Origin of the sequence: Methylomonas paludis, from assembly GCF_018734325.1 — a bacterium.
Classification (GTDB): domain Bacteria; phylum Pseudomonadota; class Gammaproteobacteria; order Methylococcales; family Methylomonadaceae; genus Methylomonas; species Methylomonas paludis.
In genome coordinates, this window is the sequence record NZ_CP073754.1 from 3,008,026 (window position 1) to 3,029,493 (window position 21,468).

Sequence of the window (21,468 nt, forward strand, 5' to 3'; positions counted from 1 at the left end):
ACTCTCCTTGTTTATACGGATTTACGTTTGGCCTGCCAAAACAGATAAAACAGACTTCCCAAGCTAATCAGGATAGGTAGCAAGGCAATATTGATAAATTTAAGCCAAGCTTCCAAGGCATCTATATCAGCATTCAACTGACGCCTCACTTCACGCAATTCTTTGCGAATTTGCGCTTTACGCGTTACAAACCTATCCAACTCCTGTTGCTGCGCTTGACTATAACCCAATTTTTGATCTTGAACATTAGCATTTTGCAAGGCTAAGCGTTTGCGTTCGGTATCGTTCAACTCATTTTGCAATTCCAGCTCTTTACTCCGATAACGTTCATCAGCGGTTTTTTTCAGCTCTTCTATTAAAGTGAAGGGGCGATTAGAAATACCACGACCTCGTATGGTGATCAAATCCGGCGAACCGCTCAAGTTATCCACGCTATTGATAAACCAGTCACCGTTGTTGGACATACTGGTCAATAGTTTTTGACTAGGGGAGCCATTAGTGCCAGCCCATAAGCGATTAGTCAGGATATCAGTATCAGCCACCAACAAAACTTCATTGTCGGCTTCAGCCATATACAGGCGATCAGGGGCTTTATGTTGCAAGAACGCAGTTTTAAATTTACCTTGCAGCCGCGCAATCAAGACATAACGCTCTCCGCTGGCTTTAAAATTAGCCCATAGTTGTTTGGCATCATACCCGGAACCAAGACTTTGCGCTGATACTAACATGGCCTTATTACCGGTTCGCAATAAAGGTAACAGCGTATAGGGGCTTTTCGCATCTATTTTAAAATAACCTGGCGTAGCCAGAACCAAACTATCGAGACTGGAAGTGATAATATTATCCTGTGCCAAATCAGCCTTGCCAAACTTCAAAACGGCCGGATCACGGAAAGATTGAGCATCCGTTCCAGTAATCGGCATGGCATGACCAAGATCCAACACAACCTGCTCAGGGTAATACTCCACTCCCCAGGCTTTAAATAAAGCGGATAAATCCGAAGCCTTACCTATACCAGAATTATTCACGCCACTACCATTAATGTCCGCATCGGCGACAGGATCAACAAACACCATTAATCGCCCACCCCGCAGTACAAACTGATCAATAGCAAACAGAGCATCTTCACTAAGTTGTTTAGGATGCACAACAATTAACACATTGATATTTTGCGCTATAGTTTTTAAAGAACTTGCATCTAAGGTTTTCAGGTCGAACTGCTGCGATAATTGCTGCTCAATACTAGCATTCAGCTTCAATCCAGTGATTAAGCCAACACTGCTTTTTCGGCTTATGGTCAGATCCTGCATCAATTTGGCTGTTTCGTATTCCAAAAAGGCCTCTTTACCGGGATCAAAAAATGGAATCACAGCTTGTCCATCGGTGGAATTACTACCAACCAAACCAAAAAATATTTTCTCACCGGTCTGTCCCATTGCCACCCCCCGCACTCCAGAGGCTAAGGCCTGATCTTCGGCATCTGAGTAAGCAATAGGATCAATAAATTCCAAAACGATACGGCCATTTGTCAGGCTACTCATTTCTTCAAGTAATTCTCTGACTCTCTCATAATATAAACGCAGATTGCGAATTTCATGATTATTACTGTCAGCCGTAACTTTATCGGAAAAATACAAAGTCAAATGTACTGGCTCATCCAGAGATTTCAAAATATTTTGCGTACCGTTAGACAAGGTATAGAGTGACTGATTAGTCAAATCGAGTCTCAAGCCACGCAACAGATTATCGCTAAGCAATACCAAGCTAACAAACAACGCCCCCAGTAGCAGCAAGGCGCTACCGGTCAAAATTTTACGATTGGCTATCATCATTTCATCTCCTTAGTCAGCCTTCTTCAGATCAATCACGAGAGTGTTGGCATATAGCCAAAAGCTGATACTGAGCAGAAAATAAATGAGATCACGCACATCAATGACGCCTTTGCTAATGGTATTGAAATGAGTCAAAAAGCTAATATCAGCGATAGCATCTACCAGGATTTGCGGAGCTATAGCTCTAAAGACATCCAATACCATAGGTGAACCGGCCAGTAACAACACAAAACACACCACCACACTTAAGATAAAAGCAACCGCCTGACTACGGGTTAATGCCGACAAACAGGTTCCTATGGCCAAGAAAGCACCTGCCATCAATAAACTCCCCAAGTAAGCAGCAAAAATAACGCCATTATCGGGCTTACCCAAAATATTGACGGTTACCCAGATAGGAAAAGTTAAGGATAGGGCTATACCGATAAAACACCATGCGGCAGCAAATTTTGCCAATACCGCTTGCCAAATGCTGATGGGTAAAGTTAATAATAATTCTATTGTGCCGCTCTTACGTTCATCTGCCCAGAGCCGCATGGCAACTGCAGGTACTAAAAATAAGTATAGCCAGGGATGAAATCGAAAAAATGGCTCCAAATCAGCTTGTCCACGTTCAAGAAAATCTCCCAAATAGAAAGTTAACGCACCAGACAACAGCAGAAAAATGACGATAAATACAAATGCAATCGGTGTTGCAAAATAACTGCGAAATTCGCGCTTAAAGAGTACCCATGCCGGATTCATAGCAGCACCTCTTTTTGGTAGGGAGCAGTAATACTACGGAATACCTCATCCAGACGACCAGATTCCAATTGTAGTTCGCTGACTTTCAAATTTTTACGGTCTATTACAGCACTGACAGCCGGCAAAATTTCCACATTAGGCAACGGAAATACCGTAAGCCGACTATCCTGAGGATCAACTTCAATACTGGCGACACCCGAGATCTCGCTTAGTGCCTGTCTGGCACTGGCGGTGTCCTCTGCAGTTAAAGAAACAGCCATATGATAACGAGATCGAGCTGCCAACTCAGCAGGCGTGGCATCAGCTAATAATTTCCCCCCGGCTATGATAATACTGCGCTTACAGACGGCGCTGACTTCCTCAAGGATATGGGTTGAAATCACAATGACTTTATTCCGAGCCATGGCATTGATCAGCCCACGCACTTGATGTTTTTGATTGGGATCAAGACCATCAGTGGGTTCATCCAATATCAGGACTTCGGGGTCGTGTAATATAGCCTGAGCTAGGCCCACCCTGCGTTTAAAGCCTTTGGACAATGTATCGATACTTTGATCTAGTACGGCTTCCAACTCCAAGCGACCAATCACATCATTAAGCCGGCGTTTACGGTAAGCCCCGCTCAGTCCTCTTATAGCCGCGATAAACTCTAAAAACTGCCTGGGGGTCATTTCACCATAGCTCGGTGCACCTTCCGGTAAATAGCCTACCACCTGTTTTACTTGCAAAGCTTGTTTTTGCACATCAAAACCACAAACTGAAGCAGAACCGGAACTGGGCGTTAGAAATCCAGTCAGCATTTTCATGGTAGTCGATTTTCCAGCGCCATTAGGCCCCAGAAAGCCCAAAACTTCACCAGGTTCCACCCGAAAGCTGACATGATCAACAGCGGTGAACCCACCATAACATTTGGTTAGTTCCAGGGTTTCAATCATAAAGCATACCTCGCACAACGTCTTATCAAACCGGTAAACATCTAAGCTAGCTCCTTCTATGTGTCAAACAAATTAACTGATAACTAAGCCCTACCGACATAGCGGGTTCATCAAGCCTTTTTACCTCAAACTAACAATAGAGAAATGAGGTAAAGCCTCATCAAAACTCAAAGTGTATCTTAGTTTACATTCAAATAAGTATACAAACTTAGCCGTATCATACGCCAGACCAATGATTTCCGGTCACGTCCTTCTTGGATAAGTGATCACAACTCGGCTCAGTGTCGAGATTAAAGCTTTCAAACAGTTATGGCCGGCGACTCAATAGGTTAAAATACAGCGACCTCACACTGCATTTATTTTGCTGCCGCGTATGGAAAAAATTATCGAACTGAAACAGGTTTTTAAAGATTACGCTCAAGCAGGCAGTCCGCAAAGTGTATTACACGATATTAATCTTGAGGTTTTTCCCGGCGAGTTTCTGGCGATAGTTGGCCCTTCGGGCAACGGCAAATCGACATTGCTGAACCTGATTACCGGTATCGATTATCCCACCAGCGGTGAAGTGCTTGTTAACGGCACCAGACTCCAGCGTCTCAGCAACGAACAACTCACACGTTGGCGCGGCGCTAATGTCGGCATTGTGTTTCAGTTTTTTCAACTTTTGCCTACCTTGAATCTGTTGCAAAATATTTTGTTGCCCATGGATTTTCTAGGTCATTTAAGCAAAATCCAACGCAAAGAACGAGCCGAGCATTTGCTGGAACTGGTTGGACTAAGCCCAGAATCAAAGCGCTTACCCAGTCAGATTTCCGGCGGCCAGCAACAGCGTGCCGCTATCGCCCGGGCCCTGGCCAACGACCCGGCACTGATTGTGGCTGATGAGCCCACCGGCAATCTGGATGCTGCAACTGCGGAAGTGGTTTTTAATTTGTTTGCACATCTGCGGGATCAAGGTAAAACGCTGGTGATGGTCACACATAATGAAGAACTGGCTGCGGCGGCGAGCCGCAAACTAGAAATAAGATCAGGGCGTATTCATGCCGATATATTACTAAACCGCTATGGCGGGGATTTACTTTGAATACACTTTGGCACAAAGTTTGGGCCGAATTATGGGCTTACAAAGTGCGTACCCTGATGGCGATACTAAGCATCAGTGCGGGTGTCAGTTGCGTGGGTGTGTTATTCGGCATGATCGACCTGGAGCTGGCGAAAATGGATGCCGCCCATTTAAAATCTCAACCTTCGCACATCAGCTTGATTTTACGCAGCGATGCCGACCATGATCTTCTCAAGCAAATAGCAGCTCTCGATGGAGTGGCAGGCATTGATCCCATGACACCATTGACGGTGCGTTATAGCTCGGCCGGCAGCAATCATTGGCAAATGGCCACATTGATTATCCGGCCCGATTATACCGAACAGCAATTTGATAAAACCCTGTTGCAGAATGGTAAATGGCCTACAGACCGGCAAATCGGCATTGAAAATCTATCAGCCTCATTCAGCGGTTTAGGTGTTGGTGACACCATAGATTTTGAAACAGATAATACGGTACTGACTACCACTATCAGCGGCGTACTTCGGCATCCTTTTGTGAAACCACCCAATTTCGGTGGACAAATGCATTTCTTTGGCGATACTCAACTTGCCCGGGTTTTTGGCATCCCTGCCGGCAGTTTTCGGCAATTATTGGTGCAGATCACCCCGCCCTATAGCACAGATAAAGCTCGCAAAATAGCCCAAACCATTCGCAGCCTGTTTCTAGCCCGGCATATAGCCGTTAATGTCACACTATTACAAGATCCGCAAAAACACTGGGGACGGCCATTCTTTGCCGGTGTCAATTTGGTTCTGCAAATCATGGCCCTTGCAGCACTGTTGCTGTGCAGCGTGCAGATTTTTAACACAGTATCAGCCAATATAGACCAGCAAACATATCAGATCGGCATTATGAAAGCGTTGGGGGGCAGCACTTTCACCATCAGCAAAATCTATGGCGCAGAAATTTTGTTCACAGCAATGGCAGCGCTAATCGTGGCTGTCCCCCTAGGATTGACTGGTGCTTATCTCAGTTCCTGCCAATTGCTGAGTTTGTTTAATATAGCCTGCGATGGCTTTGATTATGCGCCCCGTGCTATCTATTTCATGCTGGGCGGAGGCCTGCTAATTCCGCTGCTGGCGGCCGCAGGCCCAATTCTGCGCGGCGCGGCCATGTCAGTACGTGAAGCTATTTCCAGCTATGGCTTAGGCGCCGATTTTGGCCGTAACCGATTTGATTTATGGATGGAAAAAGGCACTACCAGCCACCTACCGACCATATATGCTGCAGCACTGGGAAATTTGATCCGGCGCAAAACCGAATTATTACTAACCCAGGCGGTTTTGCTGGTAGCCGGCGTGACGTTTTTGGTACTCATGAGTTTGATTGCTTCGTTAAATCTGACCCTGGACCAGGAAATGGCGCGCAGCCACTATGCCGTGAGGCTGGGCTTCAGCCGTGATCAAACCCGACACAGCGTAATGGAGACCCTGGACGCTATCGACAACCATGCTGAGTTGGAAACCTGGCAACGTTTACCGGTGGAAATTGCGGATTATCAGGGCAAACCCTTATGTCAAAAAGGCAGCCTGGGCTTACAAATGCTGGCCCTCCCGGCAGCCGGCGTCATGTATCAACCTTTGATTGAGTCAGGCCGCTGGCTGAGAAGCGATGATGCAGGTCAGCGAGTGCTGGTGCTAAGCGCAGAAAGTGCTGAATTAAACAGCATTCAGACCGGTGATAGCTTAAATATCCAGCTGAGCACCGTCAAAGAAGTTTGGCAAGTCATTGGTACTTACCGCTGGCTGGCGGGTAATAATTTCAGCGTCGAGCCAGTTTACGCACCTCTGGAAACCTTACAAATACAGAATGGGAATAGGGATAGCGTTTCTTTTGCCCTAATAGGCCCGGCACTAAACAAACTTAGCGATGAAACTGCTTACCTGCAAAAATTAAAAACTGAATTCCGAGCAAAAGCTATTGATCTGGACGTCTACGCCACCAATGCCAAACTGGAGCAGCGCCAATTCGCCGGCAACCAGTTCCGACCAGTGCTGGGAACATTGTTTGGACTGGCAGCAATGATCGCTACAGTTGGAGGCATCGGCCTATCTGGCACATTGACTACCAGCGTAATGCAACGCACCCGGGAAATCGGAGTATTGCGCAGCATAGGCGCTCCATCGCAAGCAATATTCCGCTTGTTTTTGCTGGAAGGTTTATTCCACGGTGTCACTGCCTGGTTACTCAGTATACCGTTAGCCTATTTCAGCGCCGCGCCGATAGCCGCCGCATTAGGTAAAACCATGCTCGGCATCAAACTGGATTACTGCTTTGCCTGGCCAGCAGTAGGCTTGTGGCTATTAATTCTGATGGTATTGGTCAGTGCGGCGGCCTATTGGCCGGCCCGCAAAGCGGCCAAGCTGACAGTTGCAGGCTGTTTTGATCATCATTGAAGTTGCGCAAGCACTTTTATTAGCCTATTTCGTCGATCTGATCACCTAAGGTTATCTCATCAAGCGACTTATAAGTTGCTATTAACTGTTGTTTTTGCTGACGATTCAGTTTTTTAATGGCTGCTTCGCGGCGACTGGCACTGCTGCGGCTATGGCCGGCTTCCAGGTAAACCAGTTGTAATGGGTGACAACTACGAAAATATTTTGCACCTTTCTGGCTGGCGTGTTGTTGAAAGCGTTTAGCTACATTTGTACTGATACCAGTATATAAACTGTTATCACTGCAGTGGATAATGTAAACCAGCCATTGCATAGAGGATATGGGCAATACCGCTAATAAACTAATACTAAGCTTCTCAGAGAGAGAAGATCGTCAATGCTAGGAATCCTGGTGAGTAGGCGTAAATTTATTCTCATGGAAAACGGCAGTTCACCCAAGCTTACTGAGAGGTCGAATAAATCCACGCCTACACCCGGGTATTAGAATAGCTTTCGCTGTACTTAGCAACCTTTATGATGATTTAATCAGCAATACAGCTACTTATATCAGCCAAGCATACGCTATTTGTCTGAAAAACCGGGGTTAACCCTTAGGTTACCCAAAAAGCATCAGTTATGACTTGTGCGAATAAGTATGATGGATTTATGAAGTCAAGCCCTAGTTCTTAACTGGTCAATGCCCTGATTAGCCAGTTGATCCGCGCGTTCATTTCCCGGCTCACCGGAATGACCTTTTATCCAAATCCATTCGATATTGTGGCGCTGGATGGCCTGATCCAAACGCTGCCAGAGTTCCACGTTCTTCAGCGGTTGATTGGCTGCTGTTTTCCAACTGCGTTTTTTCCAGTTAGCCATCCACTCGGTGATACCCTGCAAAACATATTTTGAGTCAGTATGCAGCCTGATCTGACAGGATTGGTTTAACACTTCAAGTGCCTGAATAGCTGCCATCAGTTCCATGCGATTATTGGTAGTAGCAGGTTCGCCACCGCAGAAAGCCTTTTCTATATCCTTATAGCGCAAATAGACTCCCCACCCCCCCGGCCCCGGATTACCTTTACAGGCACCGTCAGTGTAGATGCTTACCGTATTAGTCATTTTGATTTACCTTATGCGAACGCGTTTCCAGACCCACACCAGCAGTGACCATGTTTTTATCGGTCTGACTTACCGGCGTCAGTGGAATTAATGAATATTGCCTCTTCACGGCCTTGACACCATAGGCCATCGAAAAAAATGCGGTAGTACTGAATTTAAAGCCGCCATGATTAATTTTAAAGCTATCCAGACCAAATTCAGCGGTGGCCAACACTTCAAAATTCATCAGCTTTAACCAGTCCAATATCCGGGCGCGCGGAATAAAATGAGCGCGCCAGGAGTCGGCCAGCTTTCTATCCCAGAGAAACTGGCAGCGCACCGACAAATTCATGGGATTGATGTTCAGAATGATTAATTCTCCACCCGCTTTTAACACCCGATTAACCTCACGCATGGTCTGGAAACGCCGGGCATCAAACTCTAATAAATGCGGCAATATCACTAGATCTATGGACTCGGTTTGAATCGGCAGGCTATATGCTTTGGCGGCAATCTTGAGTGCCCCCGGATTACCCATGGCCTTGCCATCCAATATGGTATAGTTGTCATAAAGCGAACAATCAATAAAATCGTTTTCCCAGCCCAGACCGCCTATCTGCAATTGCTGCTGTTTGCAACTGCTGGTAATGGAACGCTTTAAATACTTGGCTTCCATGGCTTGCAACAGCTTGCCACGCGGAGTTTGGTACAAAGCAAATAGAAAGTCTCTTTTCATCAGGTTGTGCCCAAAAAGGTCTGGTTTTATGGCAATTTTGTTAAAGTCATGTTAGCATCAGATTTTTTTATTTTAGCGAGAACAGACAATGCCCCGCTTAATTTCCAGAAAATCGGCTCGACATCTGTCCATTCTACTACCTATTTTACTCGTGACAGGTTGTAGTGAAATTTCTAAAAAGGAACAACTGTCCGATTTATCCAACAACAAATTTTCGGTATTTACCCGTGGCGGAACCGGCAAACTCCGCAATAAAGCCGATGATGCCAAGGAACATGCCACCATCTGGGACAGAATGCTGTCTATGTATGCCTTACCGGAAATTGATAACGCCCGTATAGATCGCGAGATCAACTGGTACTTACGTAATCCGGAATATCTGTCACGCATACAGGAACGGGCTGAACCTTATTTATATTTTATTCTTAACGAAATTGAAGCCAAGAAAATTCCTGGCGAGCTGGCTTTGTTACCAGTGGTTGAGAGCGCTTTCCGGCCTGAAGCCGAGTCACCTGCTCAAGCATCCGGACTTTGGCAATTTATACCGCCCACTGGTCGCCTGTACGGCCTGAAACAGAACAGCTGGTACGATGGTCGCCGTGATGTTGTAGAATCCACTCAGGCAGCCACCACTTTCCTGAAAGAACTTAGCGAAGTATTTAATAATGACTGGTTACTGGCACTGGCTTCTTATAACGCCGGTAAAGGCAATATTAAAAATGCGATAGATCGCAACAATGATCGCGGCTTGCCAACCGATTACTGGTCACTGGATCTGAATAACGAAACCTCAGCTTATGTGCCGCGCTTGCTGGCCATTGCCAAAATTTTTGCCAATCCTGAAAAGTACAATCTGAATCTGCATCAATTTCCCAACGAGCCTTATTTTGAACTGGTGGATATTCAATCACAAATTGATCTAGGCAAAGCGGCAGAAATGGCTCAAACACCAATAGAGCATTTCTTCAAACTCAATCCGGGCTTTAACCGCTGGAGTACTGATCCTGCCGGCCCTCATCGCCTGTTAATTCCGGTGGGCAAAGCCGATTCCTTCAAAGAAAAGCTGGCGGAATTACCTCATCATGAAAGAATCAAGTGGGTGCATCACACTGTCGGCAAACACGAAAACCTGAAATCCATCGCCAAAAAGCATAACAGCTCTATGGATGAAATTGCCGAAGTTAACCATTTGGACAGTAATATGTTGGGTCAGGGTAGCGTATTACTGATTCCCATCTCTTATCAGGCCTTAAAAGGCGAAGCAGCCACCAATACTGCAACCAATAGCAACCACAACCAAACTCAAAATTCAGCGCCGGCCAAACAGATTTACACTACCAAAAAAGGTGATACTTTGTACAGTGTAGCCTTGCGCAACGGCGTAGAGCAGGATGATTTGCTGAATTGGAATAAATTATCGGGTAAAGGCAAACTCATGGTTGGCCAAAAACTGGTGTTGAAAAAGAGTGGTGATATTACCGTGGCCTCCTCTGCACCGGCTTTTAAGGAAATCAGTTACACAGTTAAATCCGGCGACACTTTAGGCCAGCTTTCCAAAAAATTTAATGTCGATGTTGCTGATCTACGCAAATGGAATAATGTGCCCAAAAACAGCGCAGAGATTAAGCCTGGTGTGAGATTAAAGTTGATCGTTGAAACCAGCCACCCAGCCAGCTGATCCTCAAAAACAACTAGATTTTGTCAAATATCGCTTTGGCCGGTTAAGCAAAGCGACTAAGCCTAAAACCTTATTTTAGGCACTGCAGCCAGTAATTTTTGAGTATAAGGATGCTCAGGCTGCCGACAAATCCGCTCAGTTTCACCCTGCTCCACTATTTTGCCTTTATACATCACCACAGTTTGATCGCTGAGATATTCCACCACCCCGATATTGTGGGAAATAAATAACAGGGTCAAATTGCGCTGTTCGCGGATGCTTAACAGCAATTGCAAAATTTCCGCCTGTACCGAAACATCAAGAGCGCTGGTAATTTCGTCGCAAACAATAAACTCCGGATTGACACTCAAGGCGCGAGCCAGACCGATACGCTGACGCTGACCACCCGAAAACTCATGCGGATAACGCCATAAAAACTCGCGTTGCAATTGCACGCTTTCCAGAATTTGCGCCGCTAATTCTAAACGCTGTTCCTGGTTTTCGCCGATACCATGCACTTTCATGGGTTCGGTTAGCGCGGTTTCGACCAGCAGACGCGGATTAAGCGAGGACTGCGGGTCCTGAAAGGCTATCTGCATTTTGCGGCGCAAGGGCCGTAATTCGCGTCCGGAAAGGCCAACCAACTCTTGCCCCTGAATCTGAATGCTACCTGAAGTAGGCTGTTCCAGTTGCAGCACGGCGCGGCCCAAGGTGGTTTTGCCGCAACCTGATTCTCCAACCAGCGCCACGATCTGGCCTTGGCCGATATCCAACGAGACATCGTCGACCGCACGCACATAATCGACGGTACTGCGAAACAGGCCTTTTTTGACCGGAAACCAGACTTTCAGATCACGGATTTGCAATAAAGGCACCGGTTGCGCCACACCAGATTCTTGAACGGAGAGCGCTAATGGCCCGGCAGAGCAAGGCTTGGTCAAATTTTCCGGTAGGGCTGCCAGCAGTTTTTGGGTATAAGGATGTTGTGGGTTGCGTAACACCTGAGCAGTATTACCGGTTTCCAGTAAGCGGCCATGCTGCATGACCCCAACGGTGTGGGCCATTTCAGCGACCACACCAAAATCATGAGTAATAAACAACATGCTCATGCCGATCTGATCCTGCAATTCTCGCATCAGGCGCAGAATTTCGGCTTGTACCGTAACATCCAGTGCGGTAGTAGGCTCGTCGGCGATCAGTAATTGCGGCTGACAGGCCAGCGCCATGGCGATCATCACCCGCTGACGCTGACCACCGGACAATTGATGCGGATAATCGCGCATCCGGCTGGCAGCCTGAGGAATCTGTACCTGCTCCAGCGCCATAATAGTGCGCTGCTCGGCTTCGGCTAGACTCATTTCGGGATGATGCAACAACAGGGTTTCCGAGATCTGCTCACCAATGTTCAGCACCGGATTCAAAGAAGTCATCGGCTCCTGAAAAATCATGGCGATTTGACCGCCGCGAATCTGGCGAATACCGGGATCATCCAGCTTGAGCAAATCCTGGCCATTGAACAGAATTTCGCCGCTGGGGTGGGAGGCCAGATCAGGCGGCAACAAGCGCATTACCGACAAGGCGCTGACCGACTTACCACTGCCAGACTCACCGACCAGACAAAAGGTTTCCCCGGCGGGAATGCTAAAACTGATCTGTTCCACTGCCTTGACCTGACGCTGACCGGAACGCAGATAAGTGGATAAATTGCGGACTTCCAGCAAACCCTGACTCATGCCTGATCCTCGGCTTTATCCAGCAATTTGGGGTCGATGGCATCACGAAAAGCTTCGCCGATCAAATTGTAGGCAAACACCGTCATAAAAATCGCTCCCCCCGGAAATACCGCCATCCACCAATTGAAGGATGAAGATTTAACAGCCTGATCGAGCATTTGTCCCCAGGATGGTGCATCCACCACCCCCAGCCCTAAAAAACTCAGGGTGGCTTCGGCCAGAATGGCCCCGGCCACGCCAAAACTGACCGCCACCAGCAAAGGAGCCACCCCATTAGGCAGCATGTGCCGGAACAGAATGGAGCTTAAGGGTAAGCCCCCGGCTACCGCAGCCTGCACATAATCCTGTTTGCGTAACTTGAGAAATTCGGTACGTACATAACGGGCGTAACCCGACCAGCTGGTAACGCCAATAATGACCATCATCATGTACAGACTACGGCCAAAGAAGGCTACAAAAGTCAGCAGCAGAAACAGGGTGGGAATATCTTCAAATATTTCCACCAATCGCATGCCCAACATATCGACCATACCGGAAAAATAGCCCATCAAACCACCCACCACGATACCGATTGCCAAGGCGATACCCGAGGCAATTAAACCGATGCTCAGGGAAATCCGGCAGGCATGTATCATCCGGCTTAATACATCAGCACCGTTTTCTTCGGTGCCCATCAAATGCAGATGTCCGGCGCTGGCGAACGGCGCCTCCAGACCTTTGCTGCCCAAGTCCCGCAAATAGTCGATAGGCGCATAGGGCGCGGGTGGCATTAGCCGCCAGTCCACTTCCTGATAGGCAGAACTACGAAAATCGTCGTATATCACCAAGACCGGTGGCTTGACGTACAGATAGGCCAGCGCACCAATCACAGCAGAACACAGCAAAAATAGCAGGATGCGCTGACCGGGACTAAACGGCAGCCGGTATAACAGTATGACCAGCATAAAACTCAGTAGTATCCAAACATCTTCCACGCTTAAATATTGCAGCACCGGCGAGCTGATGACACCATTTTTACTCATCAGCAAAGGCATGGAATTGGCTAAAAACGGCGCAAACACGGCGGCAAATATTAATAAACCCACCCAGGCAAAAGCAAAGCTCACGCCCGGCCCTTGCCGGGTTTTGCGCCAGATTCTGGCGGCATAGGACTCGCGGCTGATAATCGGCTTAGTCATAAGTCACACGCGGATCGGCCAAGGTATAACAGAAGTCAGCCAGCAAATAACCCACCAAGGTCAGGAAGCCGCTGATCCAGGTAATGGATAACACCAACTCTCTATCCCGACCTTTGACGGCTTCTACCGCCAACTGGCCCATGCCATTGATGCTGAATATATTTTCCACAATCAAAGAACCGGCCAGCAAACTGGGCAATAGCCCTGCTGATATAGTAATCAGGGGCAACAGGCTGTTGCGGAACACGTGCCGCCACAGCACATCGTTTTCCGACAGACCCTTGGCACGAGCGGTACGGGCATAGTCGGCATTGAGATTTTCCAGGATAGAGGTGCGGGTCAGTTTGGCCAACGCCGCAAACCCGCCATAAGATAGACAAATCACCGGCAATACCAGATGCCAGATTCTGTCCAGCAGAAAACCGCGTACAAATCCGGTTTCGCTAAAATAAGGTAGAAACGGCATGTCCTGAGCCTCACGACTACCGATACCGGCAGTAGGAAACCATTGCAAATGCTGGATATTGGCAAAAAACCCCAGTAACAATACCCCGGCCAGCATGGTGGGGATGGACCATAAGGCCAGCATTGATACCCCGGTGCCCACATCAAATGCACTGCCGCGCTTGGTGGCGGCCAACATGCCCACCTTGATGGCAACCAGATAAGTAATGGGCAAGGTAACCAGATTCAGCAACAGGGTAATAGGCAGCCGTTCGGCCAGAATATCGGCTACCGGCCTGCCGTACTGAAAGCTGGTGCCCAAATCCATGCCTTTGCTGAAGGAAAATTCGGTGTACTGGCCTTGTTCATCGGATTTAAAACCCAGCGGCGAAACATTGTTCAGCCAACGCAAGTATTGCAAAACCGGCGGCTTGTCCAAGCCGTAACGCTTGTTGTAATAATTGAATAAGGCTTGTCTTTCTTCGGGTTTCATATCCATGCCGCCCACCAATGTCTGGGCGCTGATACCGCCCGGCGACATTGCCATCACGGTGAACACCACCACGGTAATGCCGAGCAAGGTTGGAATCATCAGCAATATGCGTCGCAGTAGATAGGTTAACATGGCGGTGTCCCGGCCCGGCCAGGGCGCTTGCCGGCAATGCGGTCGATGTTGATGTTTAACCAGTCAATTTCTGATTGCATGGGTATCTCGCTCTTGCCATTTATTGGCTTTGTTTTTTGCGGTGGCGGCCTGTTCCCTCGATTCCGCGTTGCTGCATCGAGGCTACGTTATTATTTTATTGGGTGTATTTTTGCTGCGCGGCAGGCACATAATTTTCCATAGGTAAGGAGCCCAGGTTCAGGCCGAGCTTACTCATTTGCACATTATGGACACGCTTATCCACAAACAACAGGCTTTTGCGGCGCATCAAAAACGTATAAGGCTGATCCTGATACAAAATCTGTTCGGCCTGCTGCCATAAAGGCATACGTTTGGTTTCGTCTACGGTGCGCCGGGCGTTATCGATTAAACCATCCAGTTGCGGATTTTTATACGCAATAAAATTATCGCCTTTACTCAAAGCCTGGCTGCTGTGAAAGTTTTGGAATAAATCGGTTTCGATACCGCTGGTCCAACCCAGGGTAATGGCATCAAAATCCTTTTTTTGCAGATTTTCCAGCATCACTGGCCATTCCTGCGGGAAAGGAACCATTTTAACCCCGGCCCTGGCATATAAATCCTTGAGCAACAACACCATGCGTTTGGTGTCTTCGTTGGCTTCAAAATAAGTCAGTTTGAATTCAAACGGCTGACCGGCCTGATCTTCCACCACCCCGTCACCGTTACGGTCGGCATAACCAGCCTCTTTGAGCAGGGCCTTGGCTTTGTCCAGATCGTATTGATAAGGACTGAGATTTTTGTCGTGCTGTTTGCTGCTGTTGCTGAACGGACTGATGGCCGGTTCCGCGTAACCTAAAAACACATCTTTGATAATTCGATTAACATCCGTCAGATAAGTCATGGCCTGACGAATGCGTTTATCCGCAAAGCGGGTGGGCTTGCCGCCGCGATCTTCATTCCAGCCGATATAGCTATAGCCGGCCACCGGCGGCATGTATTCAAAGTTTTGGCTTTTAGCCATGATTTGCTGGTCGTTTTTCAACCCCTGATATTCCACAGGCCGCGCCGAATAGGCGTCGATATCACCATTGCGGTAAGTGGTGAGTCTGGCACTATCGTTTTGAATGATTTTCCACAAAATACGGTTGAAGGCCGGCGGCACATCGCCCCAGTATCTTTCGTTACGCACTAGTTCCACATTACCCTGATCCGGCGTCCAGGTACTGGGGTTATTAAGCTTGTATGGCCCACTGCCCAACAACAGGCCTTTGGATTCGTTAAAGGTTTGCGGTTGTTGCAGATATGGCTCGTAGAAATGTTTGGGTAGAACCGCCAAGCTGCCGGCCAGAGACAGTGCTTCGAAATAGGGTTCTTTAAACACAAACTCAATTTCATAAGGGTTTTTGACGTTGACGGCCTGAATTTTATCCAGATAAGCGCGTTCGCGTGGGGCCTGGATGGCATCGGTCATAATAAAATGATAGGTAAAAGCCACATCTGCTGCGGTTAAAGGCACGCCATCGGAAAAACTGATGTCTTCGCGTAATTGAAAACTGATCACCAAACCATCGGCACTGACTTGCCAGGATTTAGCCAGCAGGCCTTCCCACTCTAAAGTATCCGGGTTACGGGAAATTAAACTTTCCAGCACATAAGCCTGCACATTGGCTGCATAGGCATCAGCGGAAATCAGCGGTGTAATGGTTTTGATATTGGTGCCGAAAGCTTCAACATTCCAGTCGCCGGCGGCATAATCGGGTAACTGGGTGGCAGCTTGAGCACGTTTGAATACTTGAGCAACCGGCTGGTTTTTGGCTGCTGACTGATTATTGACGGCTAACACCCCGTTACTGAGACTGCTGCGTAGCTCGCGGATCACATTGGCCTGTTCAGTCATCACGGCTTGCATCTCGGTTAATTTTAACCACTGTCGATCGATTTGATACATGGTCAGCACGATCAATAATATCAAGACGGTATACAGCACATAAGGCAGCCAGGTATGGGATGTGGTTTGATTTTGCATGATGGTGATCTAATTTTCTCTGTGGTGTCCAACCAGTATATAACCTGAGGCCAGAGGCGCGCAGGCTTTTCCAAATGTGCGCAAAGCCGTTATCCCATGCACAACCTAAAAATTTACCATATACGCCAGCCAGTTTAAACCCCGAACCAGACAAAATACTGGACATAGACAGACTGGTCATAGATACTTGCCCACTATTTATTAATCTGCCATTACAATAATAATGAGGTAAACATCAATGGGTTTTTTGCAGGGTAAACGTATTTTGATCGTCGGTCTGGCCAGTAATCGCTCTATCGCCTGGGGCATCGCCAAAGCCATGCATAGAGAAGGTGCGGAACTGGCTTTTAGTTACCAGAACGAAAAATTGCAAAGCCGGGTTGAGGAAATGGCCGCCGAATGCGACTCTAACATCACTATCGAGCTGGATGTTGCCAACGACGGGCATATTGAAAATGTATTTGTAGAACTGGCCAAACATTGGGATGGCCTGGATGGCATCGTCCATTCCGTGGCGTTTGCGCCGCGCGAAGCCCTGGACGGCGATTACGTGGAAGCCACCACCAGGGAAAATTTTGCCATCGCCCATGACATCAGTTCCTACAGCTTTACCGCTTTAGCCAAAGCCGGCCGGAAATTGATGAGCGGCCGGAACGGCGCACTGCTGACCTTGAGCTATCTTGGGTCGGAACGGGCGATCCCCAATTACAATGTGATGGGTGTAGCCAAAGCTAGTCTGGATGCCAATGTGCGTTATATGGCAGCCGCTTTGGGGCCGGAAGGCACCCGCGTCAATGCGGTTTCTGCCGGACCTATCCGCACCCTGGCGGCTTCGGGCATTAACAATTTTAAATCCATGCTGAGCAAAGCGGCTGACACAGCGCCGTTAAAACGCAATGTGACCATTGATGAAGTAGGCAATGTGGCGGCGTTTTTGTGCTCTGATCTGGCCTCCGGTATTACCGGGGAAATTACGTTTGTGGATTGTGGTTACAATATTGCGGGATTGGCGGCTGGTTAAATACTGGGTGATTATTTTAGCTGGTCGCTAACTGCCGAGTTTGTGTTAAACCAAAGGGGCCTAAATAAAGCCCCTTTTTTAGTATGTACAAGTAAAACCTGATTTTTTAATTTTTTCGTTACAACTTATACCGAATAAAAACTATTAGCTAGACCCTCTCAAGAAACAAATCACAACCAATTGATTATGTTGTGTTATTTTTTTTATTATGCGGAAACCAGTTTCATGCCCAATTGTTCGGCGCGTTTATTCAGCGAATTCACCACCCGTTGACGATAGCGTTCTTCATAATATTGTTGACCTTTGTCCACGAATTCTTCCCCCTTAGTCAATAGCGCATAAATTAAGCGCGCCAACTTATGGGCGCAGGCGGTGATCGCGCGTGGTTTATCCATACGAGCACAGAGTCTACGGTAATAGGCTCCCAACGCAGATTGACTGGCGCGTAAGTTAACCGCCGCCAACCTTAAGGCTTGAGCAGCACGGTTAGCCGTGCGCTTGGACTTGCCAGACAATACTTTGCCGCCTGATATTTTAGTACCCGGACATAAACCCAACCAGGATGTAAAATGTTTAACATTTTTAAATCGCGACATGTCAGCCCCGACTTCGGAAAGTACCGTAAACGCGGTAGTGACGTCAATGCCATCAATCCGTGTTAGATCGACGCCACATAATCTAAACAGGTGAAGACGCAAATCAAATTGCGGCGCATTTTTGTTTCGACTGCGACGCGTTATGGCTTGCGGCTCATGGGAATATTTAGCCAATTCTTGGAGCATTTCTTCCAATTTCAGGTCGCACTCCTCTAATTTTTCAGTATAATTGTCATACAAGTCAACCGCTTGTTTAAGCGCAAACAAATGTTCTTCACGCCAATTACCCTGTAAAGATTTAGCGATCTCCTTTTCACTTGCATGAATACGACCATGACGAAGCTTCGCTAAAGTAACTCCATCACGTTCGCCGACCAAAATAGCTCTGATAATTTTTTGCCCAGTGACGCCAACCACATCAGAAATAACTTGGGTTAATTGTAGGTTCATCTGTGTGAGCGCTTTTTGCATGTGTTGAACATGCCGTGCTTGGTAGCGTAATAGCATAGCTCGTTGCCGCGCCACACTGCGCAGTGCGCAAATATCGCCCTGTGGACGAAATGCTCCTCGCAACAGACCAAAGCTCATTAATTGCTGCAACCACTGGCAATCCAATACATCTGATTTACGTCCAGGCACGGATTTGACGTGACGAGCGTTCACCAAAAAGACTGTGAAGCCACGAACTTCAAGCATCTCAAACAATGGAATCCAATAAACCCCCGTAGACTCCATCGCCACCGTATCAATACCGCATTCCGTCAACCAATCCGCCAAATGTTCTAAGTCCTCGGTGAAACTTGGAAATTCACGTACGGAGGGATTATCTCGGTCGGGCGATACTGCCACAAAATGGCTTCCTGAACCAATATCGATACCCGCCGCATTGGGATGAGTCAGTTGAAAATGAGCAGACTTGCCAGTAGCCATGACTTTACTCCATCATCAGAAATAGTAAACCCACACCGCTTTGGGAACATCGTCAAAAATCATTCTCTCAAACGGGATACCTTAAGGCTCACCAATTTCGCCGACGTTACCCAGAACCACACTCTGTTTCGGGTGCGAACACACCATTGATCAATCGGTCTTCTGCGGTGCGGGTAACCTACTTTACCGCAAAAAGCTCCATGTTTCTTATTCACGCATTCCAACGAAGGGTGGTTATGGCACTCTGTACACGACAAAACGCGCCACTTAAATTCTGAGGGTTATTTTCCCAGACCGACTTCGGTCATAATCGATCATAGTCGGCGGACATAAAAACAAAATCCAGAATCGAAGCATCTCATCAGCCGATTTAACCGTTTTCAACAAAAAGTTATTCAGCTCGTCTAGCCCATAACGAAACAGACTAGATTCCGGGCGGCCATGTTGCTTGATGGTTAACGACTTGACGGCTCGATGTTTCCATTCCCCGACTTTATGGGCCCAGCAAAAAGCAATGGCTTGGAGCGCCATGACTTTCTTAATCCGATAATACCGGGTCAGCCGGGTATCTTCTAAATGGAAGCCGCGCCCTTTCAAGCATTGGAACAGGTTTTCAATTTGCCAGCGCTGGCCGTAAACTTGAATCGCCTGAGCCAAGCGCCGGTTACTGGCCAACACTAATAGCTCGTTGGTCTCTAATTTTAAGGCGTTCAACCAAACCCACTGATCGCCAATGCGCTGTCTTTTCCTCAGTACGCGCTGCTCGCCCGCCTTTAAATCCCGGAATAGGGCTTGAACGGGCTTTCCGGCGTGGCGGCGATTGGTCAGTAACTGATTGTCTTTCATCCGAATCAAATACGGAATGGTATGGTCTGTTAACCATTGCCACCACTGATCGCCAATAAACTCCCGGTCAGCCAATACGCCTTGAATGCCATGCCGACCAAACTGCCGGATGAAGCGTTGCAATAAGGCGATTCGTTCACGCTGATTGGAGTTACCCTGCTTATTCAACACCAACCAGTACACCGGCACCGCCATGCCTTTATAAGCAATCGCCAGGGTGAGGATATTCAGATTGGCCTTTCCCCATTTCCAGTTAGTGCGATCCAGAGTCAAATAATACGACTGGCCCTTAAAATCAAACAACTGCATGATCAGATGCGCCACGGCGTCATAATCAAAAACAACGGTTTGAAAAAAACGCTGAAGCCGCCTGTACCGGGACTTTAAGGTCGCCTGTCCACCAAAATTCACCGCTAATTGCGTTAAATTCATGTGCCTGGATTGGATTAACGCCAGTAACAGACCGATAAAACAATCTAAACGGCGCTTGCTCCAAGACACATGGTCTTTTAAAATCGCTCTAAGCCCATCGTTTAAGTCCATGTTCACCCCCTTTTTTAGTCATTAGAGAGTGAAACAGATTTGCGATGGGCTTTCAAGTCATAAGCTTAGATCATCTTCTTTAGCCGGTTTTTAGGTTTTGTCGTGTACGGAGAGCTAGACCATAGAGTCAGCAAAAAATTAGTTTTCTCTGATGTTACAGGGTAATTTCTACGATTCCCACTTTACAATAAATTATCAACTTGCAATGATCTGCAAGACAATAGCGGCTAAACAACTACAAATAACCTTATTCAGTTCTGAAAATAACTCATCGGGACTACCTAAATCTTTAGTACTAATATTTCTCAGATTGGCGCCAGTTTGTAAATGAAAAAAACGGTTTCTGATAATTATTAGTAGCGAAGGCACATCCTTAAATTTAATTTCAAAACTAAGTGAGCTCCTATCTGACGAATCAAAATCATTAAAAACTCTTGCAATTTGATCAAAGTACTTAACACCATCGGAATAAGCTGAAAAATTAATATTGTATGTAGCATCTAACACATTATGATCAATAAATTGCCCTGATTTTAGAAAATTTAAAAAAAAACCATTCTCTCCAGGGTTGTCATTTGTGAACAATGACTTTAATTGATTAAATGTGCCCATAAAGTCGTGTGACTTTTTACTATAAAGAAGTGGCATACTGTATGAAATCCTTTCCAACAACCTATAAAGAAAAACAAAAGCAGAAAGATGTGCTTTTCGTTCCGTTTGGATAAAATAATGCGAAAACTCACTAAGCACATCTTGATAAAAATTGCGATTTTCGCTAATTGTTTTTCTAACAAATTGCGTAGATGTTAAACCTATTCCGTAATTAGTAGAAAACTGCTTAAATGCTGTTGAACCACGTAAGTTTTGTTGTAGAATTGATGGAATTTTCGAGTAATTTATGTTCTGCCTGAACCTATTTTGATTATAGACTATATTTACTGGCCCTATTAGTAATCTTACCAAAACAAACTGAAATGACTTATCACTATTTATTGGAAGACTACCATTAAAAATATAACCCACATTATTGAGATCTATACGCAC

At 46.9% G+C, this 21,468-nt stretch carries 17 protein-coding genes; 4 read left to right on the forward strand and 13 right to left on the reverse strand.

Features of this window, described 5'->3' with window-relative positions; genetic code table 11:
- Positions 1–11 precede the first annotated feature (11 nt).
- From KEF85_RS13610 to KEF85_RS13620, 3 genes are read right to left on the reverse strand one after another with little or no spacing between them, the layout of a single operon-like run.
- A complete protein-coding gene (locus KEF85_RS13610; protein ID WP_246534954.1) occupies positions 12–1,832 on the reverse strand; it encodes a GldG family protein in 1,821 nt (606 codons plus the stop codon).
- 9 nt (positions 1,833–1,841) lie between these two features.
- On the reverse strand, positions 1,842–2,576 hold the full coding sequence (locus KEF85_RS13615) for an ABC transporter permease subunit (RefSeq protein WP_215581450.1): 735 nt from the start codon (positions 2,574–2,576) through the stop codon (positions 1,842–1,844).
- Positions 2,573–3,511: an ABC transporter ATP-binding protein gene (locus KEF85_RS13620; protein ID WP_215581452.1), complete on the reverse strand. Its 939-nt coding sequence runs from the start codon at positions 3,509–3,511 to the stop codon at positions 2,573–2,575. The genes KEF85_RS13615 and KEF85_RS13620 overlap by 4 nt, the downstream gene beginning before the upstream one ends.
- 373 nt (positions 3,512–3,884) lie before the next feature.
- Here KEF85_RS13620 and KEF85_RS13625 point away from each other — a divergent pair, with 373 nt between their 5' ends.
- A complete protein-coding gene (locus KEF85_RS13625; RefSeq protein WP_215581454.1) occupies positions 3,885–4,595 on the forward strand; it encodes an ABC transporter ATP-binding protein in 711 nt (236 codons plus the stop codon).
- A complete protein-coding gene (locus KEF85_RS13630; RefSeq protein ID WP_215581456.1) occupies positions 4,592–7,012 on the forward strand; it encodes an ABC transporter permease in 2,421 nt (806 codons plus the stop codon). The genes KEF85_RS13625 and KEF85_RS13630 overlap by 4 nt, the downstream gene beginning before the upstream one ends.
- Positions 7,013–7,031: 19 nt before the next feature.
- Here KEF85_RS13630 and KEF85_RS13635 read toward each other — a convergent pair whose 3' ends face one another.
- The 3 genes from KEF85_RS13635 to KEF85_RS13645 all read right to left on the reverse strand — a co-directional run bounded on the left by KEF85_RS13635 (position 7,032) and on the right by KEF85_RS13645 (position 8,825).
- On the reverse strand, positions 7,032–7,325 hold the full coding sequence (locus tag KEF85_RS13635) for a GIY-YIG nuclease family protein (protein WP_215581458.1): 294 nt from the start codon (positions 7,323–7,325) through the stop codon (positions 7,032–7,034).
- 338 nt (positions 7,326–7,663) lie between these two features.
- Positions 7,664–8,110, reverse strand: a complete 447-nt coding sequence (gene rnhA / locus KEF85_RS13640; RefSeq protein ID WP_215581460.1) for a ribonuclease HI — start codon at positions 8,108–8,110, stop codon at positions 7,664–7,666.
- Entirely contained in the window at positions 8,103–8,825 is a 723-nt protein-coding gene (locus tag KEF85_RS13645; RefSeq protein ID WP_215581462.1) for a class I SAM-dependent methyltransferase, read from the reverse strand. Before KEF85_RS13645 ends, rnhA begins: the two co-directional genes overlap by 8 nt.
- A gap of 151 nt (positions 8,826–8,976) precedes the next feature.
- Here KEF85_RS13645 and KEF85_RS13650 point away from each other — a divergent pair, with 151 nt between their 5' ends.
- Positions 8,977–10,503: a LysM peptidoglycan-binding domain-containing protein gene (locus KEF85_RS13650; protein WP_343222100.1), complete on the forward strand. Its 1,527-nt coding sequence runs from the start codon at positions 8,977–8,979 to the stop codon at positions 10,501–10,503.
- A gap of 62 nt (positions 10,504–10,565) precedes the next feature.
- On the opposite strand, the gene KEF85_RS13655 is transcribed toward KEF85_RS13650, so the two are convergent.
- The 4 genes from KEF85_RS13655 to KEF85_RS13670 all read right to left on the reverse strand — a co-directional run bounded on the left by KEF85_RS13655 (position 10,566) and on the right by KEF85_RS13670 (position 16,488).
- Positions 10,566–12,215, reverse strand: a complete 1,650-nt coding sequence (locus KEF85_RS13655) for an ABC transporter ATP-binding protein (RefSeq protein WP_215581467.1) — start codon at positions 12,213–12,215, stop codon at positions 10,566–10,568.
- A complete protein-coding gene (locus KEF85_RS13660; RefSeq protein WP_215581470.1) occupies positions 12,212–13,393 on the reverse strand; it encodes an ABC transporter permease in 1,182 nt (393 codons plus the stop codon). The genes KEF85_RS13655 and KEF85_RS13660 overlap by 4 nt, the downstream gene beginning before the upstream one ends.
- A complete protein-coding gene (locus KEF85_RS13665) occupies positions 13,386–14,462 on the reverse strand; it encodes an ABC transporter permease (RefSeq protein WP_215581472.1) in 1,077 nt (358 codons plus the stop codon). The genes KEF85_RS13660 and KEF85_RS13665 overlap by 8 nt, the downstream gene beginning before the upstream one ends.
- A gap of 175 nt (positions 14,463–14,637) precedes the next feature.
- Positions 14,638–16,488: a peptide-binding protein gene (locus KEF85_RS13670; protein ID WP_215581474.1), complete on the reverse strand. Its 1,851-nt coding sequence runs from the start codon at positions 16,486–16,488 to the stop codon at positions 14,638–14,640.
- 238 nt (positions 16,489–16,726) lie between these two features.
- Between KEF85_RS13670 and KEF85_RS13675 the strand changes: the two genes are divergently transcribed.
- Positions 16,727–17,509 carry an enoyl-ACP reductase FabI gene (locus KEF85_RS13675; RefSeq protein WP_215581476.1) on the forward strand — a complete coding sequence of 261 codons (783 nt, stop codon included), beginning with the start codon at positions 16,727–16,729 and terminating at the stop codon, positions 17,507–17,509.
- 206 nt (positions 17,510–17,715) lie between these two features.
- Here the strand turns inward: KEF85_RS13675 and KEF85_RS13680 are convergent, their stop codons facing one another.
- From KEF85_RS13680 to KEF85_RS13690, 3 genes are all read right to left on the reverse strand, one after another.
- On the reverse strand, positions 17,716–19,035 hold the full coding sequence (locus tag KEF85_RS13680) for an IS110 family RNA-guided transposase (protein ID WP_215579915.1): 1,320 nt from the start codon (positions 19,033–19,035) through the stop codon (positions 17,716–17,718).
- 267 nt (positions 19,036–19,302) lie between these two features.
- The gene (locus KEF85_RS13685) at positions 19,303–20,424 is read right to left on the reverse strand and encodes an IS4 family transposase (RefSeq protein ID WP_215581478.1); all 1,122 of its coding nucleotides are present in this window, start codon (positions 20,422–20,424) and stop codon (positions 19,303–19,305) included.
- Positions 20,425–20,619: 195 nt separating this feature from the next.
- Positions 20,620–21,468 (reverse strand): hypothetical protein, encoded by an 849-nt coding sequence (locus KEF85_RS13690; RefSeq protein ID WP_215581480.1) that lies wholly within the window; start codon positions 21,466–21,468, stop codon positions 20,620–20,622.